The sequence below is a fragment of the Cupriavidus sp. DF5525 genome (genome assembly GCF_040149425.2).
Classification (GTDB): domain Bacteria; phylum Pseudomonadota; class Gammaproteobacteria; order Burkholderiales; family Burkholderiaceae; genus Cupriavidus; species Cupriavidus pickettii_A.
Window position 1 is genome coordinate 3,150,516 of the sequence record NZ_CP168265.1, and the last position, 15,438, is coordinate 3,165,953.

At 66.4% G+C, this 15,438-nt stretch carries 13 protein-coding genes; 1 reads left to right on the plus strand and 12 read right to left on the minus strand.

Features of this window, described 5'->3' with window-relative positions; genetic code table 11:
• Positions 1-79 precede the first annotated feature (79 nt).
• The gene (locus tag ABNX08_RS14630) at positions 80-583 is read left to right on the plus strand and encodes a YhbY family RNA-binding protein (protein WP_022535823.1); all 504 of its coding nucleotides are present in this window, start codon (positions 80-82) and stop codon (positions 581-583) included.
• A gap of 90 nt (positions 584-673) precedes the next feature.
• On the opposite strand, the gene ABNX08_RS14635 is transcribed toward ABNX08_RS14630, so the two are convergent.
• The 12 genes from ABNX08_RS14635 to ABNX08_RS14690 form a co-directional block, all read right to left on the minus strand.
• Positions 674-1,177, minus strand: coding sequence for a DUF4149 domain-containing protein (locus ABNX08_RS14635; RefSeq protein WP_022535824.1), 504 nt, complete (start codon positions 1,175-1,177; stop codon positions 674-676).
• Positions 1,178-1,231: 54 nt separating this feature from the next.
• Entirely contained in the window at positions 1,232-1,708 is a 477-nt protein-coding gene (gene greA, locus ABNX08_RS14640) for a transcription elongation factor GreA (RefSeq protein WP_022535825.1), read from the minus strand.
• 247 nt (positions 1,709-1,955) lie between these two features.
• Complete coding sequence (gene carB / locus ABNX08_RS14645) at positions 1,956-5,204, minus strand: carbamoyl-phosphate synthase large subunit (RefSeq protein ID WP_022535826.1); 3,249 nt, start codon at positions 5,202-5,204, stop codon at positions 1,956-1,958.
• Between the two features lie 100 nt (positions 5,205-5,304).
• Complete coding sequence (leuE, locus tag ABNX08_RS14650; protein WP_022535827.1) at positions 5,305-5,976, minus strand: leucine efflux protein LeuE; 672 nt, start codon at positions 5,974-5,976, stop codon at positions 5,305-5,307.
• Positions 5,977-6,016: 40 nt separating this feature from the next.
• On the minus strand, positions 6,017-7,153 hold the full coding sequence (gene carA, locus ABNX08_RS14655) for a glutamine-hydrolyzing carbamoyl-phosphate synthase small subunit (RefSeq protein WP_022535828.1): 1,137 nt from the start codon (positions 7,151-7,153) through the stop codon (positions 6,017-6,019).
• A gap of 358 nt (positions 7,154-7,511) precedes the next feature.
• Positions 7,512-7,922 carry a RidA family protein gene (locus ABNX08_RS14660; protein WP_022535829.1) on the minus strand — a complete coding sequence of 137 codons (411 nt, stop codon included), beginning with the start codon at positions 7,920-7,922 and terminating at the stop codon, positions 7,512-7,514.
• A gap of 48 nt (positions 7,923-7,970) precedes the next feature.
• On the minus strand, positions 7,971-8,396 hold the full coding sequence (locus ABNX08_RS14665) for a thioesterase family protein (protein WP_022535830.1): 426 nt from the start codon (positions 8,394-8,396) through the stop codon (positions 7,971-7,973).
• On the minus strand, positions 8,393-10,081 hold the full coding sequence (locus ABNX08_RS14670) for an AMP-binding protein (RefSeq protein ID WP_022535831.1): 1,689 nt from the start codon (positions 10,079-10,081) through the stop codon (positions 8,393-8,395). Before ABNX08_RS14670 ends, ABNX08_RS14665 begins: the two co-directional genes overlap by 4 nt.
• 70 nt (positions 10,082-10,151) lie before the next feature.
• Positions 10,152-11,321: an acyl-CoA dehydrogenase family protein gene (locus ABNX08_RS14675; protein ID WP_022535832.1), complete on the minus strand. Its 1,170-nt coding sequence runs from the start codon at positions 11,319-11,321 to the stop codon at positions 10,152-10,154.
• A gap of 16 nt (positions 11,322-11,337) precedes the next feature.
• Positions 11,338-12,189, minus strand: coding sequence for an enoyl-CoA hydratase family protein (locus ABNX08_RS14680; RefSeq protein ID WP_022535833.1), 852 nt, complete (start codon positions 12,187-12,189; stop codon positions 11,338-11,340).
• Between the two features lie 30 nt (positions 12,190-12,219).
• Entirely contained in the window at positions 12,220-13,023 is an 804-nt protein-coding gene (locus tag ABNX08_RS14685) for an SDR family NAD(P)-dependent oxidoreductase (protein WP_022535834.1), read from the minus strand.
• Complete coding sequence (locus ABNX08_RS14690) at positions 13,020-15,374, minus strand: bifunctional salicylyl-CoA 5-hydroxylase/oxidoreductase (protein ID WP_022535835.1); 2,355 nt, start codon at positions 15,372-15,374, stop codon at positions 13,020-13,022. The genes ABNX08_RS14685 and ABNX08_RS14690 overlap by 4 nt, the downstream gene beginning before the upstream one ends.
• Between the last annotated feature and the right edge of the window lie 64 nt (positions 15,375-15,438).

The following is a 15,438-nucleotide window of genomic DNA, read 5'->3' on the forward strand; positions in this document are numbered from 1 at the left end:
CGTGGGCTGCAGCGCCAGATTTCCCAGCGCCTCAGCGCTCTATCCCTATTTAAAGCGCCTAATAATTCAGCGCCAACCTATGCCCGCTCTACAACTCGTCCCTGCCCAGCGCTCCGACCTGCGCTCCCGTGCCCATGCCCTGAACCCGGTCGTGATGATCGGCGCTGAAGGCCTGACCCGCAACGTGCTCGCCGAGATCGACCGCAGCCTGGCTGCCCATGACCTGATCAAGATCCGCGTGTTCGGCGATGACCGCGAAGCCCGCGTCGCCATCTACGAAGAGATCTGCGACGCGCTGAGCGCCGCGCCGATCCAGCATATCGGCAAGCTGCTGGTGATCTGGCGTCCGGGCGAAGCGCGCCTGAAGGAAAACCAGCCGGAAGACCTGGGCCGGCATGCGCCAGTCCGCCGCGGTGGCGCCGCCCCGCGCACGGTTACGGTCAAGAAGCCCAGCGCCGCGCCGAACCGCCGCCCGACCCGCAAGGAAGTGACGGTGCTCGGCAATGAGCGCGTTACCGCCGGCGGCAATGTGAAGCGTTCGCGCGCACGCCCGACCAGCCAGAAGAAGAAGGCACTGGGGTAATCACCCCGGCAGCCTGTGCAGGACAGGTCCGCCGCCCGGCGGCCCTGACTCCGGCGCGCCACCACCGTGGCACCGCCGGGAAAGCCGGGCTCACTCCCCGGCCGAACGCGGCGCCGAAGCGCGCCACACCAGCACCAGCGCCAGCAGGCTCTGCACCAGGTAGAAGGCGCTCGATACGCCGTGCAGCATGCCGAATTGCGCCTTGTAAGGCGATTCCGAGACCCCGACGCCCAGCGCCAGCGCCTTTTCCTTCAGGCTGCCCATGAACGGCTGGGTGCCGAAGTAGCCGACCAGCACGCAGCACAGCATGCCCAGCACCAGCCAGCGCAGCGCGCGGTAGCGATTGGCGCCGCGCCGGATCATCACGTTGCACAGCACCAGCTGCAGCACGCCGATGGTGACGCCGACGATGGCCTCGGTATGAAACAGGTGACCGGCGATCATGCCCGCCATCTCGCGGCTGGGCAGCACGGAAAACAGTGTCGGCGCCACCATGTAGCCGACCGTCCAGAGGCTGCCCGCCCATACCACCGTCAGCAGCAAAAAGATGCGGTGCGGCAGCGGTGGCAGGCTGTTATAGGAAGATGAGAACACAAGCCGGTCTTTCCGGTGGCCGGGCAAGCGCGAAGCGAGCCGGCCGGACCGGCGTCAGATATAGCGGACAGTAATGACTTCGTACTCGCGCTCGCCGCCAGGGGCCAGCACGGTCGCGACGTCGCCTTCGAACTTGCCGATCAGCGCACGCGCGATCGGCGAGCTGACCGAGATCTTGCCGGTGTCGAGGTCGGCCTCGTCATCGCCCACGATCTGGTAGCTGACGGGCCTGCCCGACTCGAGGTCTTCCAGGTCAACGGTGGCGCCAAAGACGATGCGGCCGTCGGTGTCGAGCTGGGTCGGGTCGATGACCTGCGCAGCGGAGAGCTTCGACTCCACTTCCAGAATGCGACCCTCGATAAAGGCCTGCTTTTCCTTGGCGGCGTCGTACTCGGCATTTTCCGAGAGATCGCCCTGGGCGCGGGCTTCCGAAATGGCATTGATCACCGCCGGACGCTCGACAGCCTTGAGGCGCTGGAGCTCTTCCTTCAGGAGCTCGGCGCCACGCTTGGTAATCGGAATGGTGCTCATGTCTCGTTCAACAAAAAAATGAGCCGCAGCGGAGCTGGAGCCATCCCCGGCAATGCTGCCAGGGCACTTCCGCTCAACCGCGGCTTTCAGACAGGATCGAACGCGGGCACGCCGGTTCGATCGACGAATTTGACGTAGTTTAGGCCAAGAAGCCCGCCGGCATCAACTCCGGCGGGCTTCCGGGCATCTGACCGGGCGCAAGCGCCCGATCGGTGGCGATGTGCCGCCTGCCTTACCTGGATAATCCTCAGGCCAGCGAGGCGTGCAGCCCCTGCAGGTCATAGACCTCCAGGCTTTGCATATGTTTCAGCCCCTCCACCGCGGCGCGGGCACCGGCGATGGTGGTGTAGTACGGCACGCGATTGGCCAGCGCCGAGGTACGGATCGAGCGCGAATCGGCGATTGCGGTGCGGGTTTCGTCCACCGTGGTGAACACCAGCGCCAGTTCGCCGTTCTTGATCATGTCCACGATATGCGGACGGCCGTCCTTGACCTTGTTGACCGTCTTTACCGGGATACCGGCGGCCTCGATGGCCGACGCGGTGCCGCGGGTGGCGACAATCGGGTAGCCCATGTCGTGCAGCATGCGGGCCACGCCGACGGCGCGCGGCTTGTCGCTGTCCTTCACGGTGATCAGCACGGTGCCCTTCTCCGGCAGGCGCGAACCCGCGGCCAGCTGGCTCTTGAACAGTGCTTCGCCGAACGCCTTGCCCACGCCCATCACCTCGCCGGTCGAACGCATTTCAGGCCCGAGCACCGGGTCGACGCCAGGGAACTTGTTGAACGGGAACACCGCTTCCTTGACGCTGTAGTACGGCGGGATGACCTCTTCGCCGATGCCCTGGTCGTCCAGCGACTGGCCGGCCATGCAGCGCGCGGCGATCTTGGCCAGCGACAGGCCGGTGGCCTTGGACACGTACGGCACGGTACGCGAGGCGCGCGGGTTCACTTCCAGCACGTAGACGGTATCGACGCCGTTGTTCTGCTGGATCGCGAACTGCACGTTCATCAGGCCGACCACGTTCAGGGCCTTGGCCATCGCGGCAGTCTGGCGCTTCAGTTCAGCCACGGTCTCGGCCGACAGCGAGTACGGCGGCAGCGAGCACGCGGAATCGCCCGAGTGCACGCCAGCCTGCTCGATGTGCTCCATCACGCCGCCGATGAATACGCGCTTGCCGTCGGAGAGGGCATCGACGTCGCACTCGATGGCGTCGTTCAGGAAGCGGTCCAGCAGCACCGGGGAGTCGTTCGACACCTTGACGGCCTCGCGCATATAGCGCTCGAGGTCGCGCGGCTCGTGCACGATTTCCATCGCGCGGCCGCCCAGCACGTACGACGGGCGAACCACCAGCGGGTAGCCGATCTCTTCGGCCAGGCGCAGCGCTTCGTCCTCGGCACGCGCGGTACGGTTGGGCGGCTGGCGCAGGCCCAGCTCCTGCAGCAGCTTCTGGAAGCGCTCGCGGTCTTCGGCCGCGTCGATCATGTCGGGGCTGGTGCCGATGATGGGCACGCCGTTGGCTTCCAGGTCCAGCGCCAGCTTCAGCGGGGTCTGGCCGCCGTACTGAACGATCACGCCAACCGGCTTTTCCTTGTCGACGATTTCCAGCACGTCTTCCAGCGTCAGCGGCTCGAAGTACAGGCGGTCCGAGGTGTCATAGTCGGTCGACACGGTTTCCGGGTTGCAGTTGACCATGATGGTCTCGTACCCGTCCTCGCGCAGCGCCAGCGCGGCATGCACGCAGCAGTAGTCGAACTCGATGCCCTGGCCGATCCGGTTCGGGCCACCGCCCAGCACCATGATCTTCTTCTTGTCGGTCGGATGCGCCTCGCACTCGCCATGCTCGGCCTCGTAGGTCGAGTACATGTAGGCGGTGTTGGTGGCGAACTCGGCCGCGCAGGTGTCCACGCGCTTGTAGACCGGGCGCACGTTCTGGGCGATGCGCGCCTCGCGCACGGCCTTGGCGTCGGTCTTCAGCAGCTTGGCCAGGCGGCGATCGGAGAAGCCCTTCTGCTTCAGGAAACGCAGCTCGGCCGTCGACAGGCTGTCCAGCGTGCGCGACTTGACCAGACCTTCGGTCTTGATGATGTCTTCGATCTGGGCCAGGAACCATGGGTCGATGTCGGTCTCGGCATAGACCTCTTCCAGCGACATGCCCAGGCGGAACGCGTCGCCCACGTACCAGATGCGGTCCGGACCGGCTTCGCCGATCTCCTCGACGATCTCGTCGCGGTCGGTGGACTTCTCGTCCAGGCCGTCCACGCCGACTTCCAGGCCGCGCAGGGCCTTCTGGAACGATTCCTGGAAGGTGCGGCCCATGGCCATCACCTCGCCCACCGACTTCATCTGGGTGGTCAGGTGGCTGTCGGCCTGCGGGAATTTCTCGAAGGCGAAACGCGGCACCTTGGTGACGACGTAGTCGATCGACGGCTCGAACGAGGCCGGGGTCGCGCCGCCGGTGATCTCGTTCTTCAGCTCGTCCAGCGTGTAGCCCACGGCCAGCTTGGCCGCGACCTTGGCGATCGGGAAGCCGGTGGCCTTGGAGGCCAGCGCCGACGAACGCGACACGCGCGGGTTCATCTCGATGACGATCATGCGACCGTCCTTCGGGTTGATCGAGAACTGCACGTTGGAGCCGCCGGTGTCCACGCCGATCTCGCGCAGCACGGCCAGCGAGGCGTTGCGCAGGATCTGGTATTCCTTGTCGGTCAGGGTCTGTGCCGGGGCTACGGTGATCGAGTCGCCGGTGTGGATGCCCATCGGATCCAGGTTCTCGATCGAGCAGATGATGATGCAGTTGTCCTTCTTGTCGCGGACCACTTCCATCTCATACTCTTTCCAGCCCAGCAGCGACTCTTCGATCAGCAGCTCGCGCGTCGGCGACAGGTCCAGGCCGCGCTTGCAGATCTCTTCAAACTCTTCGCGGTTGTAGGCGATGCCGCCGCCGCTGCCGCCCAGCGTGAACGACGGGCGGATCACGATCGGGTAGCCGCCGCTGCCGGTTTCCTGGGCAATGCGCGACTGCACGGCCATGGCTTCGTCCATCGAGTGGGCGATACCCGACTTGGCCGAACCCAGACCGATCTTGGTCATGGCGTCCTTGAACTTCTGGCGGTCCTCGGCCTTGTCGATGGCCTCCGGCGACGCGCCGATCAGCTCGACCTTGTACTTGTCCAGCACGCCGTGGCGATGCAGGTCCAGCGCGCAGTTCAGCGCAGTCTGGCCGCCCATGGTCGGCAGGATCGCGTCCGGGCGCTCCTTCTCGATGATGCGCTCGACCACTTCCCAGGTGATCGGCTCGATGTAGGTCACATCGGCCGTGTTGGGATCGGTCATGATGGTCGCCGGGTTGGAGTTGACCAGGATGACCTTGAAGCCTTCCTCGCGCAGCGCCTTGCAGGCCTGGGCGCCGGAATAGTCGAACTCGCACGCCTGGCCGATGATGATGGGGCCCGCGCCGATGATCAGGATGCTCTTGATGTCTGTGCGTTTTGGCATTGCACGCTCTCTTTGTTGGCCGGCCCGCTTGCATGCGGGCCGCGCCGGTAATCAGGGAATCCGTCCGGATTCGAAAATGTCAGCTTGTCCGCCGCTGCGCCTAGTTCACGGTGGCCGTCGCCAGCTTGGCGCCGAAGCCGATGAACATTGCGCCCACCCCGCTCGACATGCCCGCCGACAGGCGCCGGCGGCGCCGGAATGCGTCGGCCAGCTTCGCGCCCACGAAGATGATCGTGGTCAGGTAGGCGAAGCTGCAGAACTGGGCGACCAGACCCAGCACGGAGAACGACAGCACCGGGTAGCCGAAGGCCGGGTCGACGAACTGGATGAAGAACGAGATGAAGAACAGGATCGCCTTCGGGTTCAGCAGGCTGATCAGCAACGCCTTGCGGAACGGGTCGGACTGGTCGGCCTTGCTAACCGGCGCGGTGGCGGCCGCATCGCCGCGCGCGGCCCAGTTGCGCACCGCGCCGCGCAGCATGCTGAAGCCGATCCACGCCAGGTAGGCCGCGCCGACGTACTTCACCACGTAGAACAGCGCCGGGCTGGCCTTAAGCAGCGAGGCCACGCCCGCCGCCGACAGCACCATCAGCACGAAGTCGCCCAGGAACACCCCGCATGCGCCCTTGTAGCCGGCGCGCACGCCGCGCTGCGCCGCCACCGACAGCACGTACATCGAGTTCGGCCCCGGCAGCAGCACGATGAAGATCGTGCCCAGCACATAGGTCCAGAAATCGGTGATGCCGAAGGCGGTATGCATGAAGGCGTTCATGGGATGTCCGTGAGGTCTGCGCTGTTCTTCTTGCGTCCGCTTACTTGCGCGCGTCCGTCATCAACTTGATGAAGCGATCGAACAGGTAAGCCACGTCGTTCGGGCCGGGCGACGCTTCCGGGTGGCCCTGGAAGCAGAAGGCCGGCTTGTCGGTCAGCGCGAAGCCCTGCAACGAACCGTCGAACAGCGACTTGTGCGTCACGCGCACGTTCGACGGCAGCGTGTCGGCATCGACCGCGAAACCGTGGTTCTGCGACGTGATCACCACGCGGCCATCGTCCAGGTCCTTGACCGGGTGGTTGGCGCCGTGGTGGCCGAATTTCATCTTCAGGGTCTTGGCGCCGACCGCCAGGGCCATGATCTGGTGGCCCAGGCAGATGCCGAAGGTCGGGATGCCGCGCTCGATGAACTCGCGCGTGGCGGCGACGGCGTAGTCGCACGGCTCAGGGTCGCCGGGGCCGTTGGACAGGAACACGCCGTCCGGATTCAGCGCCAGCGCGTCGGCGGCGCTTGCCTGTGCCGGCAGCACCGTCACCTTGCAGCCGCGCTCGGCCAGCATGCGCAGGATGTTGAACTTGACGCCATAGTCATAGGCGACCACGTGGAACTGCGGCTTGTCCTGCTTGCCGTAGCCCTCGCCCAGCTTCCATTCGGACTGGGTCCACTCGTACGGTTCCTTGACCGAAACCACCTTGGCCAGGTCCATGCCGGCCAGGCCGGGGAACGAGCGGGCCAGGTCGATGGCCTTCTGGACGTTGTCTTCGCCGGCCAGGATGCAGCCGTTCTGGGCGCCCTTCTCGCGCAGGATACGCGTCAGCTTGCGTGTATCGATGCCAGCGATCGCCACCACCTTTTCCTGCTTCAGGTAGTGCGCGAGGGTGTGCTCCTTGCGGAAGTTCGAGGCCAGGATCGGCAGATCCTTGATGATCAGGCCGGCGGCATGGACTTTCGTGGCTTCGACATCCTCAGGATTGACCCCGTAGTTACCGATATGCGGATACGTCAGCGTGACGATCTGCCGGGAGTAACTCGGGTCGGTGAGGATTTCCTGGTAACCGGTGATGGCGGTGTTGAACACCACTTCGCCGATGGTATGGCCGGAAGCGCCAATGGAATAGCCACGAAAGACCGTGCCGTCTGCTAGCGCGAGAATGGCGGACGGAAAAGACGGTAACACGGGTAGGCTCCTGCTGGACTCACCCCGTGCCCGACCAATCGACGCCTCGTGCCTCCCAGGCTGGATCCGTGACGGCGGCAGCGGCATTGCGCCGATGCGGTCGGATCCGGTCGCGCCATGCTCTTTGCGTCACATTAAAAGTGGCGGGCAAAGGCGGCGCGGATGGGGGCGGCGGAAGGTGGAAAGCGGTAGGCGCTAGGGTGAAGGGTTCTGAAAGCGAAACTTTCGAATTATATCCCGCGCCACCCAATTTCTCAAGTTTTCAAGGACTTGCACGCGCCGGGGGCGTCGTCGCCACCCGGCCCGATATGCTACTCGGCGGTATGTCGCCACCGAGTGTCGTGCATCGGTGGCGACACTAAGCCTGCGGCGGCACCACGGCTGTCACCTCGATTTCCACCTTGGCGCGCGGCTCGACCAGGTCGGACACCTCGACCGCGGTCATTGCCGGGAAGTGCCGGCCGATGATGGCCCGGTAATGTTCGCCAATCGCCCCATAGGCGCCGACGTATTCTGCCTTGTCCTTCACATACCAGGTCATGCGCACGATATGTTCGGGGCGCGCCTCGCCTGCGGCCAGCACGTCGACCACGTTGCGCAGCGCCTGCGCCACCTGCAGGCCGAAGTCGTCGGTCTCGAACTCGCATTTGCCGTTCCAGCCGATCTGGCCGCTGACAAAGACGAGGCGACTGCCGACCTGCATTTCGGTCAGCGTGCCGTTGGCGTAGCCACGCGGGGGCGCCCAGTCGGGCGGTTGCAGGATCTTCATGGTGCTTCTTCCTGTTGATATCTGGATAAGTGGATGGAATTCCTGGATTCAGGCCGTATCGACCAGGTAGGCCGACATGGCCTCGCGCACGGCATCTGGCAACGGCTGCGGAGCAATCGAGCCGGTATCGACGCAGACCAGCCGCTGCGTCACTTCCATGCGGGTATCGTCATGCGGGCCGGCGAAGCGGATCGCGAGGGTAAAGCTGGACTGGCCCAGCTTCAGCACGCGCAGCTCGCGCGTCAGCACCTCGCCCAGCCGGCTGGGCGCCAGGAAGCGGCACTCCAGCTCGGCGGTCGGCACGCCGGCGCGGCCCTCGCCATGCATGGCATCGAAGGGCCAGCCCAGCGCCTCGCCGAACCAGTCTTCGATCAGGTCGTTGAGCATCTCGAAATAGCGCGGGTAGAACACGATGCCCGCGGCGTCGCAGTGCTTGAAGCGCACCAGCACGGTGTTGCGGAAGACGTGGCTCATGGCTTCCCCGCGCCGTTGCTGTTACCGCCAGTGCCGCCGTTGCCCTGCTCCGCCATCTGGCGCAGCCGGAAGCGCTGCAGCTTTCCGGTCTCGGTGCGGGGCAGCGCCGGCACGAACTCGATGCGGCGCGGGTACTTGTAGGGCGCGATCTGGCGCTTGACGTAATCCTGCAGCGCGGTGCGGGTGGCGTCGTCCGCTGCCACGCCTTCGCGCAGCACCACATATGCCATCACCACCTGGCCGCGCCCGTCGTCGGGCGCGCCGACCACGCCGCATTCGGCCACCGCCTCGTGCTGCATCAGCGCGCTTTCCACTTCCGGGCCGGCGATGTTATAGCCGGCCGAGATGATCATGTCGTCCGAGCGTGCCTGGTAGAAGTAATAGCCGTCCTCGTCGACGACGAAGGTGTCGCCCGGCAGGTTCCAGCCAGCCTTCACGTAGTTGGCCTGGCGCGGGTCGTCCAGGTAGCGGCAGCCGGTGGGTCCCTGCACCGCCAGCTTGCCGACCTGCCCGGGCGGCAAGGGCTGCATGTCCTCGTCGACGATCTGCGCGACATAACCGGGCACCACGCGCCCGATCGCGCCGGGCTTCACGTCCGCGCCGGCGCTGGAAATAAAGATGTGCATCATCTCCGTGCCGCCGATGCCGTCGGTCATCTCGATGCCGGTGGCCGCCTTCCAGCTCTGGCGCGTGGCGTCCGGCAGCGCCTCGCCGGCCGACACGCTCTTCTTCAGGCTGCTGAGGTCGAAGCGCGGTGCCAATGCGGCCATCTGGCGGTAGAAGGTCGGCGCGGTGAAGACGATGGTGGCACGGAAATCGTGGATCAGTTCGAGCAGCGTTTCCGGCGTCAGCTTCTCCGCCAGCACGGTGCTCGCGCCGATGCGCAGCGGGAAACACAGCATGCCGCCCAGCCCGAAGGTAAAGGCGATCGGGGGCGTGCCGCAGAAGATATCGTCCGGCTGCGGGCGTAGCACGTGGCGCGGGAACAGGTCGCACATCGCCAGCACGTCGCGGTGGAAGTGCATGGTGCCCTTGGGCTGGCCGGTAGTGCCGCTGGTGAAGGCGATCAGGCAAATATCGTCGCTGGCGGTGTCGCAGGCATCGAAGGTATCCGGCTTGCCCGCCATCGCGGCTTCCAGCGAGCCCTCGCCTTCGCCGTTGAAATACAGCGCGCGCGCCAGGCTCGCACAATGGAATTCGCCGCCCGCCTGCTGGTTGGCGTCGAGTTCCTCGCGCAGTCGCGCATCGCACAGTGCGGCGCTCACTTGCGCCTTGTCGATGATCTGCTTCAGTTCCTTGGCACGCAGCAGCGGCATGGTCGGCACGGCGATCAGCCCCGCCTTGATGGTGGCGAGCCAGCTCGCGGCCATCATCAGGTTGTTGGGGCCGCGCAGCAGCACGCGGTTGCCCGGCACCAGCCCCATGTCTTCGACCAACACATGGGCGATGCGGCTTACCAACGCCGCGAGCTGCGCGTAGGTGACCGTCTCGATCTTGCCGTCGCGGCGGTGGCGAATGGCGATGCGCTCGCCGTGGCCTTCGCGCACATGGCGGTCGACCAGTTCCACCGCGCTGTTCATCCGCTCGGGGTAGTCGGTGCCGGCATTGAAGCGGAACACCGGCCACATGTCCGGGGGCGGCAGGCGGTCGCGGGCGAAAGTATCGAGGTGGGCTGTGGTCGCCATGACTTGTCTCCGGTCTGCTCTCTGTGTCGATACGGCAGTTCTTGGTCGCTGGGTGGCCGGCGCTGCCGGCTCAGGCCTTGCGGCCGGCGAGCGTCTCGCGCGCAATGATCAGTTTCTGTACTTCGGTGGCGCCTTCATAGATGCGCAGCGAGCGGATCTCGCGGTACAGGCTTTCCACCCGCGTGCCGACCTTGACGCCGAGCCCGCCGAACATCTGCACCGCGCGGTCGATCACCTGCTGTGCGTTCTCGGTGGCCACCATCTTGGCCATCGCGGCTTCGCGCGTGGTGCGCTGGCCCTTCACGTCGCGCAGCCATGCGGCGCGGTATGTCAGCAGCGCCGCCGAGTCAATCGCCGTGGCCATATCGCCGATGGCGGCCTGCGTCAGCTGCAGGTCGGCCAGCACGCCGCCGAACATCGGGCGCTCGCAGGCACGCGCCAGCGCATCGTCCAGCGCGGCGCGGCCGAAGCCCAGCGCTGCCGCCGCGACCGAGGCGCGGAAGATATCGAGCGTCATCATCGCCACCTTGAAGCCCTGTCCCGCTTCGCCCAGCAGGTTGCCGAGCGGCACGCGGCAGTTGTCGAAGCGCAACGTGGCGAGCGGGTGCGGCGCGATCACGTCGATGCGCTCGGCGATGGTCAGGCCCGGCGTATCGGCATCGACCACGAAGGAGGAGATGCCGCGCGCGCCCGGCGCCTCGCCGGTGCGCACGAACACGCAGTAGAAATCCGCGATGCCGCCGTTGGAGATCCAGGTCTTGGCGCCGTCGATCACATAGTGGCTGCCGTCTTCCGACAGCCGTGCGCCGCATTGCATCGCGGCAACATCGGAACCGGCATCCGGCTCGGACAGCGCAAAGGCAGCGATCGCTTCGCCGCGCGCCACGCGCGGCAGGTAGCGCGCACGGACCGCATCGCTGCCGGCCAGCGAGATCGCGCCCGAGCCCAGCCCCTGCATCGCAAAGGCAAAGTCGGCCAGGCCATCGTGGCGCGCCAGCGTTTCGCGCAGCAGGCACAGCGAGCGCGAATCCAGCGCGGGCAGCGCGCCGCCGTGCGCGGCCGGCACGCAGTAGCGCAACCAGCCGGCTTCGCCGAGCTGGCGCACCAGTGCGCGGCAGGCGGCGTCGGTATCGCTGTGGTCGACATGCAGATGCTGCGCGCACCAGGCGTCGAGCTCACGCTCCAGCGTGCGGTGGGTGTCGTCGAACAGCGGCAGGTCGAGATAGGTCTTGTCTGACATCGCAGTTCCCCGGGGCTCAGTCGCCTTCAAACACAGGCTTCGACTTGGCGACGAAAGCCTCGTAGGCGCGGCGGAAGTCGCGCGTCTGCATGCAGATGGCCTGGGCTTCGGCCTCGGCCTCGATGGCCTCGTCCAGCCCCATATTCCATTCCTGGTGGAGCAGCTTCTTGGTCACGCCGTGGGCGAAGGTCGGGCCGGCGGCAAGTTGCGCGGCCAATGCCTGCGCCTGTGCCAGCACCGCTTCGGACGGATGCAGTGCGTTGAAGAAGCCCCACTGCAGGCCCTCCTCCGCGCTCATCGAGCGGCCGGTGTAGAGCAGCTCGCTGGCCCGCCCCTGCCCGATCACGCGCGGCAGCAGCGAGCACGCGCCCATGTCGGCACCGGCCAGGCCGACGCGCACGAACAGGAAGGCGGTCTTGGCCTGCGCCGTGCCCAGGCGCATGTCCGACGCCAGCGCCATCATCGCGCCCGCTCCGGCACAGATGCCGTCGACCGCGCTGATCACCGGCTGCGGGCAGGCGCGCATCGCCTTGACCAGGTCGCCGGTCATGCGCGTGAAGTCGAGCAGCTCCGGCATGGTCATCTGCGTCAGCGGTCCGATGATCTCGTGCACGTCGCCGCCCGAGCAGAAATTGCCACCAGCGCCGGTCACAACGACCGTCTTGATGTCGCTGGCGTAGCACAGCGCGCGGAACAGGTCGCGCAGCTCGGCATAGGAGTCGAAGGTCAGCGGATTTTTGCGCTCCGGCCGGTTCAGCGTAATGGTGCCGACCTTGCCATCGTCGGACACCGACCACAGGAAGTGTTCAGGCTGGTAGCCGGCAAAGCTGCGCTTGTGGTGGCGCATGTCGAGTGCGATCTCTGTCATGTTCTCTCTCAGGTCTTTGTTCTGTCGTTGTCAGCCGGCCATCACCTCGCCGCCGGCCACCGGGATCGCCTGCCCGGTGATCGCTGCGGCGGACGGCTGGCACAACCAGGCCACGGCGTCGGCCACTTCCTCGGGCTGCACCAGGCGGCGCTGCGGATTGCGCGCGGCCAGTTCGGCGCGCGCCTGCTCTTCAGTGCGGCCGGTCTTGCCGACGATATTGGCCACCGCATCGCGCACGATGTCGGTTTCGGTATAGCCGGGGCAGACCGCATTGACGGTGACGCCCTTGGCCGCCGTCTCCAGCGCCAGCGCGCGGGTCAGGCCGATCACGCCATGCTTGGCCGCGCAGTACGCGCTGACGTAGCCATAGCCGATCAGCCCCGCCGTGCTCGCCACGTTGACGATGCGGCCCCAGCCGGCGTCGAGCATCGCCGGCAGCGCCGCCTGCGTGCACAGGAAGGTGCCGGTCAGGTTGACGTCGAGCATGCGCTGCCACAGCGCGGCGTCGGTCTTCAGGAACGGGGCGCTGTGCGCCTGGCCGGCGTTGTTGACCAGCATCGACACCGGGCCCGCCTGTTCCGCGGCCGCGGCGAAGGCACGTGCCACGCTGTCGGCATCGGCGATATCGGCGGTGACGAAGAACACGGCGGCGCCTGCGGGGGCATGCTCGCGCAGCGTTTGCACCGTCGCCTGCAACGTGCCGGCATCGCGGCCCAGCAGCGTGACGCCGGCACCATCGGCCAGCAGCCGCCGCGCGATCGCGGCGCCGATGCCGCGGCCGCCGCCGGTGACCAGCGCGTGGCGCCCGGCCAGTGAAGCTGTGCTGCCTGTCATCCCTGCTTCTCCTGCGCAGCCGCGCGTTCGAGATTGGTTTCCAGCTGGCGCTTGCCGGCCTGGTATTGCTTGGGCCAGGCGATATCGCGGTATCCGATCCGCGCCGCTTCCTGCAGCGTCCAGGCCGGGTTGGCCAGGTGCGGGCGCGCGATCGCGCACAGGTCGGCTCGGCCGGCGGCGACGATCGAGTCGACATGGTCGGCCTCGAAGATCGCGCCCACCGCGATGGTGGCGATGCCGGCCTCGTTGCGGATGCGGTCGGCGAACGGGGTCTGGTACATGCGGCCGTAGGTCGGGGCCTGGTCGGGGCTGACCTGTCCGGACGAGCAGTCGATCATGTCGGCGCCGGCGGCCTTGAAGGCGCGCGCGATTTCCACCGCATCGTCGGGCGTGATGCCGCCTTCGACCCAGTCGTGCGCGGAGATGCGCACCGACATGGGCTTGTCTTCAGGCCACACCGCACGCACCGCCTTGAACACTTCCAGCGGATAGCGCAACCGCGCCGCCAGCGAGCCGCCGTATTCGTCTTCACGGGTATTGGTCAGCGGCGAGATAAAGCTCGACAGCAGGTAGCCGTGCGCACAGTGCAACTCGAGCCAGTCGAAGCCGGCTTCGGCGGCGCGCCGTGCGCTGGCCACGAAGTCGTCGCGCACGCGATCCATGTCGGCACGCGCCATCTCGCGCGGCGTCTGCGATTCGCCCGGCAGGTAGGGCAGCGGCGATGCCGAGATTACCGGCCAGTTGCCCTCCGGCAGCGGATGGTCCATCGCCTCCCAACCGAGCTGCGTCGAGCCCTTGCGGCCCGAGTGGCCGATCTGCATGGCGATACGCGCATCGCTGTTGGCATGCACGAAGTCGACGATGCGCCGCCAGGCGTCGCGCTGTTCATCGTTCCACAAACCCGGGCAGCCCGGCGTGATGCGCGCGTCGGGCGACACGCAGGTCATCTCCGCCACCACCATACCGGCGCCGCCCAGCGCGCGCGAGCCCAGGTGGACCAGGTGGAAATCACCCGGCACACCGTCGGTACACGAGTACATCGCCATCGGCGACACCACCACGCGGTTCTTCAGCGTCACGCCGCGCAGGCGGAACGGCGTGAACATCGGCGGCAACGGCTGGGGCTCGCGCAGCTTCAGGCTTTCCTGCGGCACGCCGGCCTGCTGGGCAAGCCAGTGCTCGAACTGCGCCACGTAGCCAGCATCGCGCACGCGCAGGTTCTCGTGCGAGATACGTTGCGAGCGGGTCAGCAGCGAATAGGCGAACTGCTCTGGCGGCAGGCTGCCCGCGTAGCGCTCGACGTTCTCGAACCACTCGGTCGAGTTACGTGCGGCGTTCTGGATCTTCAGCACTTCCACGCCGCGGGTCGCTTCGTAGCGCGCTAGCGCATCCGGCAGGCCGTCGTGGCCACTGCCGCGGATTTCTTCCGCCAGGTCGATTGCATCTTCCAGCGCCAGCTTGGTACCGGAGCCGATCGAGAAATGCGCGGTATGCGCGGCATCGCCCATCAGCACCACCGGCACGCGGCGGCCGTCGGGCAAGGTGTTCCAGTGCACCCACTGCCGGCAGATCACGCGCGGGAAGCGGATCCAGATCGCCGAGCCGCGCAGGTGCGCCGCATTGGTGATTAGCTTGTTACCGTCGAGATAGCGTGCGAACAGCTTCTCGCAATAGGCCACGCCCTCGTCCTGGCTCATCTCCTCGATGCCGGCCGCACGCCAGACGGGTTCCGGCGCCTCGACGATAAAGGTCGAAGTGTTGTCGTCGAAACGGTAGGCATGCGCCTGGAACCAGCCGTGCTCGGTCTTCTCAAAGGCAAAGGTAAAGGCGTCGAACAGCTTGTGCGTGCCGAGCCAGACAAAGCGGCACTGGCGTGTGTCGATGTCGGGCTGGAAAGTCTGCGCGTAGCGGGTGCGGATGCGGCTGTTCAGGCCGTCGGAGGCGATCACCAGGTCGGCCTGGTATTGCATCGCCAGCGCCTGGTCGTCGCTGACGTCGGTCTCGAACACCAGCTTTACGTCCAGCGCTTCGCAGCGGGCCTGCAGGATATTGAGCAGGCGCTTGCGGCCGATGCCGATAAAGCCATGGCCGCCGGAGCGGATGGTGCGCCCGGCGATATGGATGTCGATATCGTCCCAGTGATTGAAGGCGGCATTGATCTCGGCGGCGCTGACCGGATCGGCTTCCTTCAGGTTGTCCATGGTGGCGTCGGAGAACACCACACCCCAGCCGAAGGTATCGTACGGCCGGTTGCGCTCGACCACGATGACCTCGTTGGCCGGGTCCTGCAGTTTCATCAGCAGGCCGAAGTACAGTCCGGCCGGGCCGCCGCCAATACAAAGCACTCGCATCGTTTCGTCTCCTGCCGGCCGCGCCGCCATGTAGATCACGTCTAAATATTTTATGCTTCAAATA

What these genes read in the sequence shown, in the direction of transcription:
- ABNX08_RS14630 (WP_022535823.1), top strand. Translation starts at nt 80, where the DNA reads ATGCCCGCTCTACAACTCGTCCCTGCCCAGCGCTCCGACCTGCGCTCC.
- greA (WP_022535825.1), bottom strand. Translation starts at nt 1,708, where the DNA reads ATGAGCACCATTCCGATTACCAAGCGTGGCGCCGAGCTCCTGAAGGAA.
- carB (WP_022535826.1), bottom strand. Translation starts at nt 5,204, where the DNA reads ATGCCAAAACGCACAGACATCAAGAGCATCCTGATCATCGGCGCGGGC.
- leuE (WP_022535827.1), bottom strand. Translation starts at nt 5,976, where the DNA reads ATGAACGCCTTCATGCATACCGCCTTCGGCATCACCGATTTCTGGACC.
- ABNX08_RS14660 (WP_022535829.1), bottom strand. Translation starts at nt 7,922, where the DNA reads ATGAAGATCCTGCAACCGCCCGACTGGGCGCCCCCGCGTGGCTACGCC.
- ABNX08_RS14665 (WP_022535830.1), bottom strand. Translation starts at nt 8,396, where the DNA reads ATGAGCCACGTCTTCCGCAACACCGTGCTGGTGCGCTTCAAGCACTGC.
- ABNX08_RS14670 (WP_022535831.1), bottom strand. Translation starts at nt 10,081, where the DNA reads ATGGCGACCACAGCCCACCTCGATACTTTCGCCCGCGACCGCCTGCCG.
- ABNX08_RS14675 (WP_022535832.1), bottom strand. Translation starts at nt 11,321, where the DNA reads ATGTCAGACAAGACCTATCTCGACCTGCCGCTGTTCGACGACACCCAC.
- ABNX08_RS14680 (WP_022535833.1), bottom strand. Translation starts at nt 12,189, where the DNA reads ATGACAGAGATCGCACTCGACATGCGCCACCACAAGCGCAGCTTTGCC.
- ABNX08_RS14685 (WP_022535834.1), bottom strand. Translation starts at nt 13,023, where the DNA reads ATGACAGGCAGCACAGCTTCACTGGCCGGGCGCCACGCGCTGGTCACC.
- ABNX08_RS14690 (WP_022535835.1), bottom strand. Translation starts at nt 15,374, where the DNA reads ATGCGAGTGCTTTGTATTGGCGGCGGCCCGGCCGGACTGTACTTCGGC.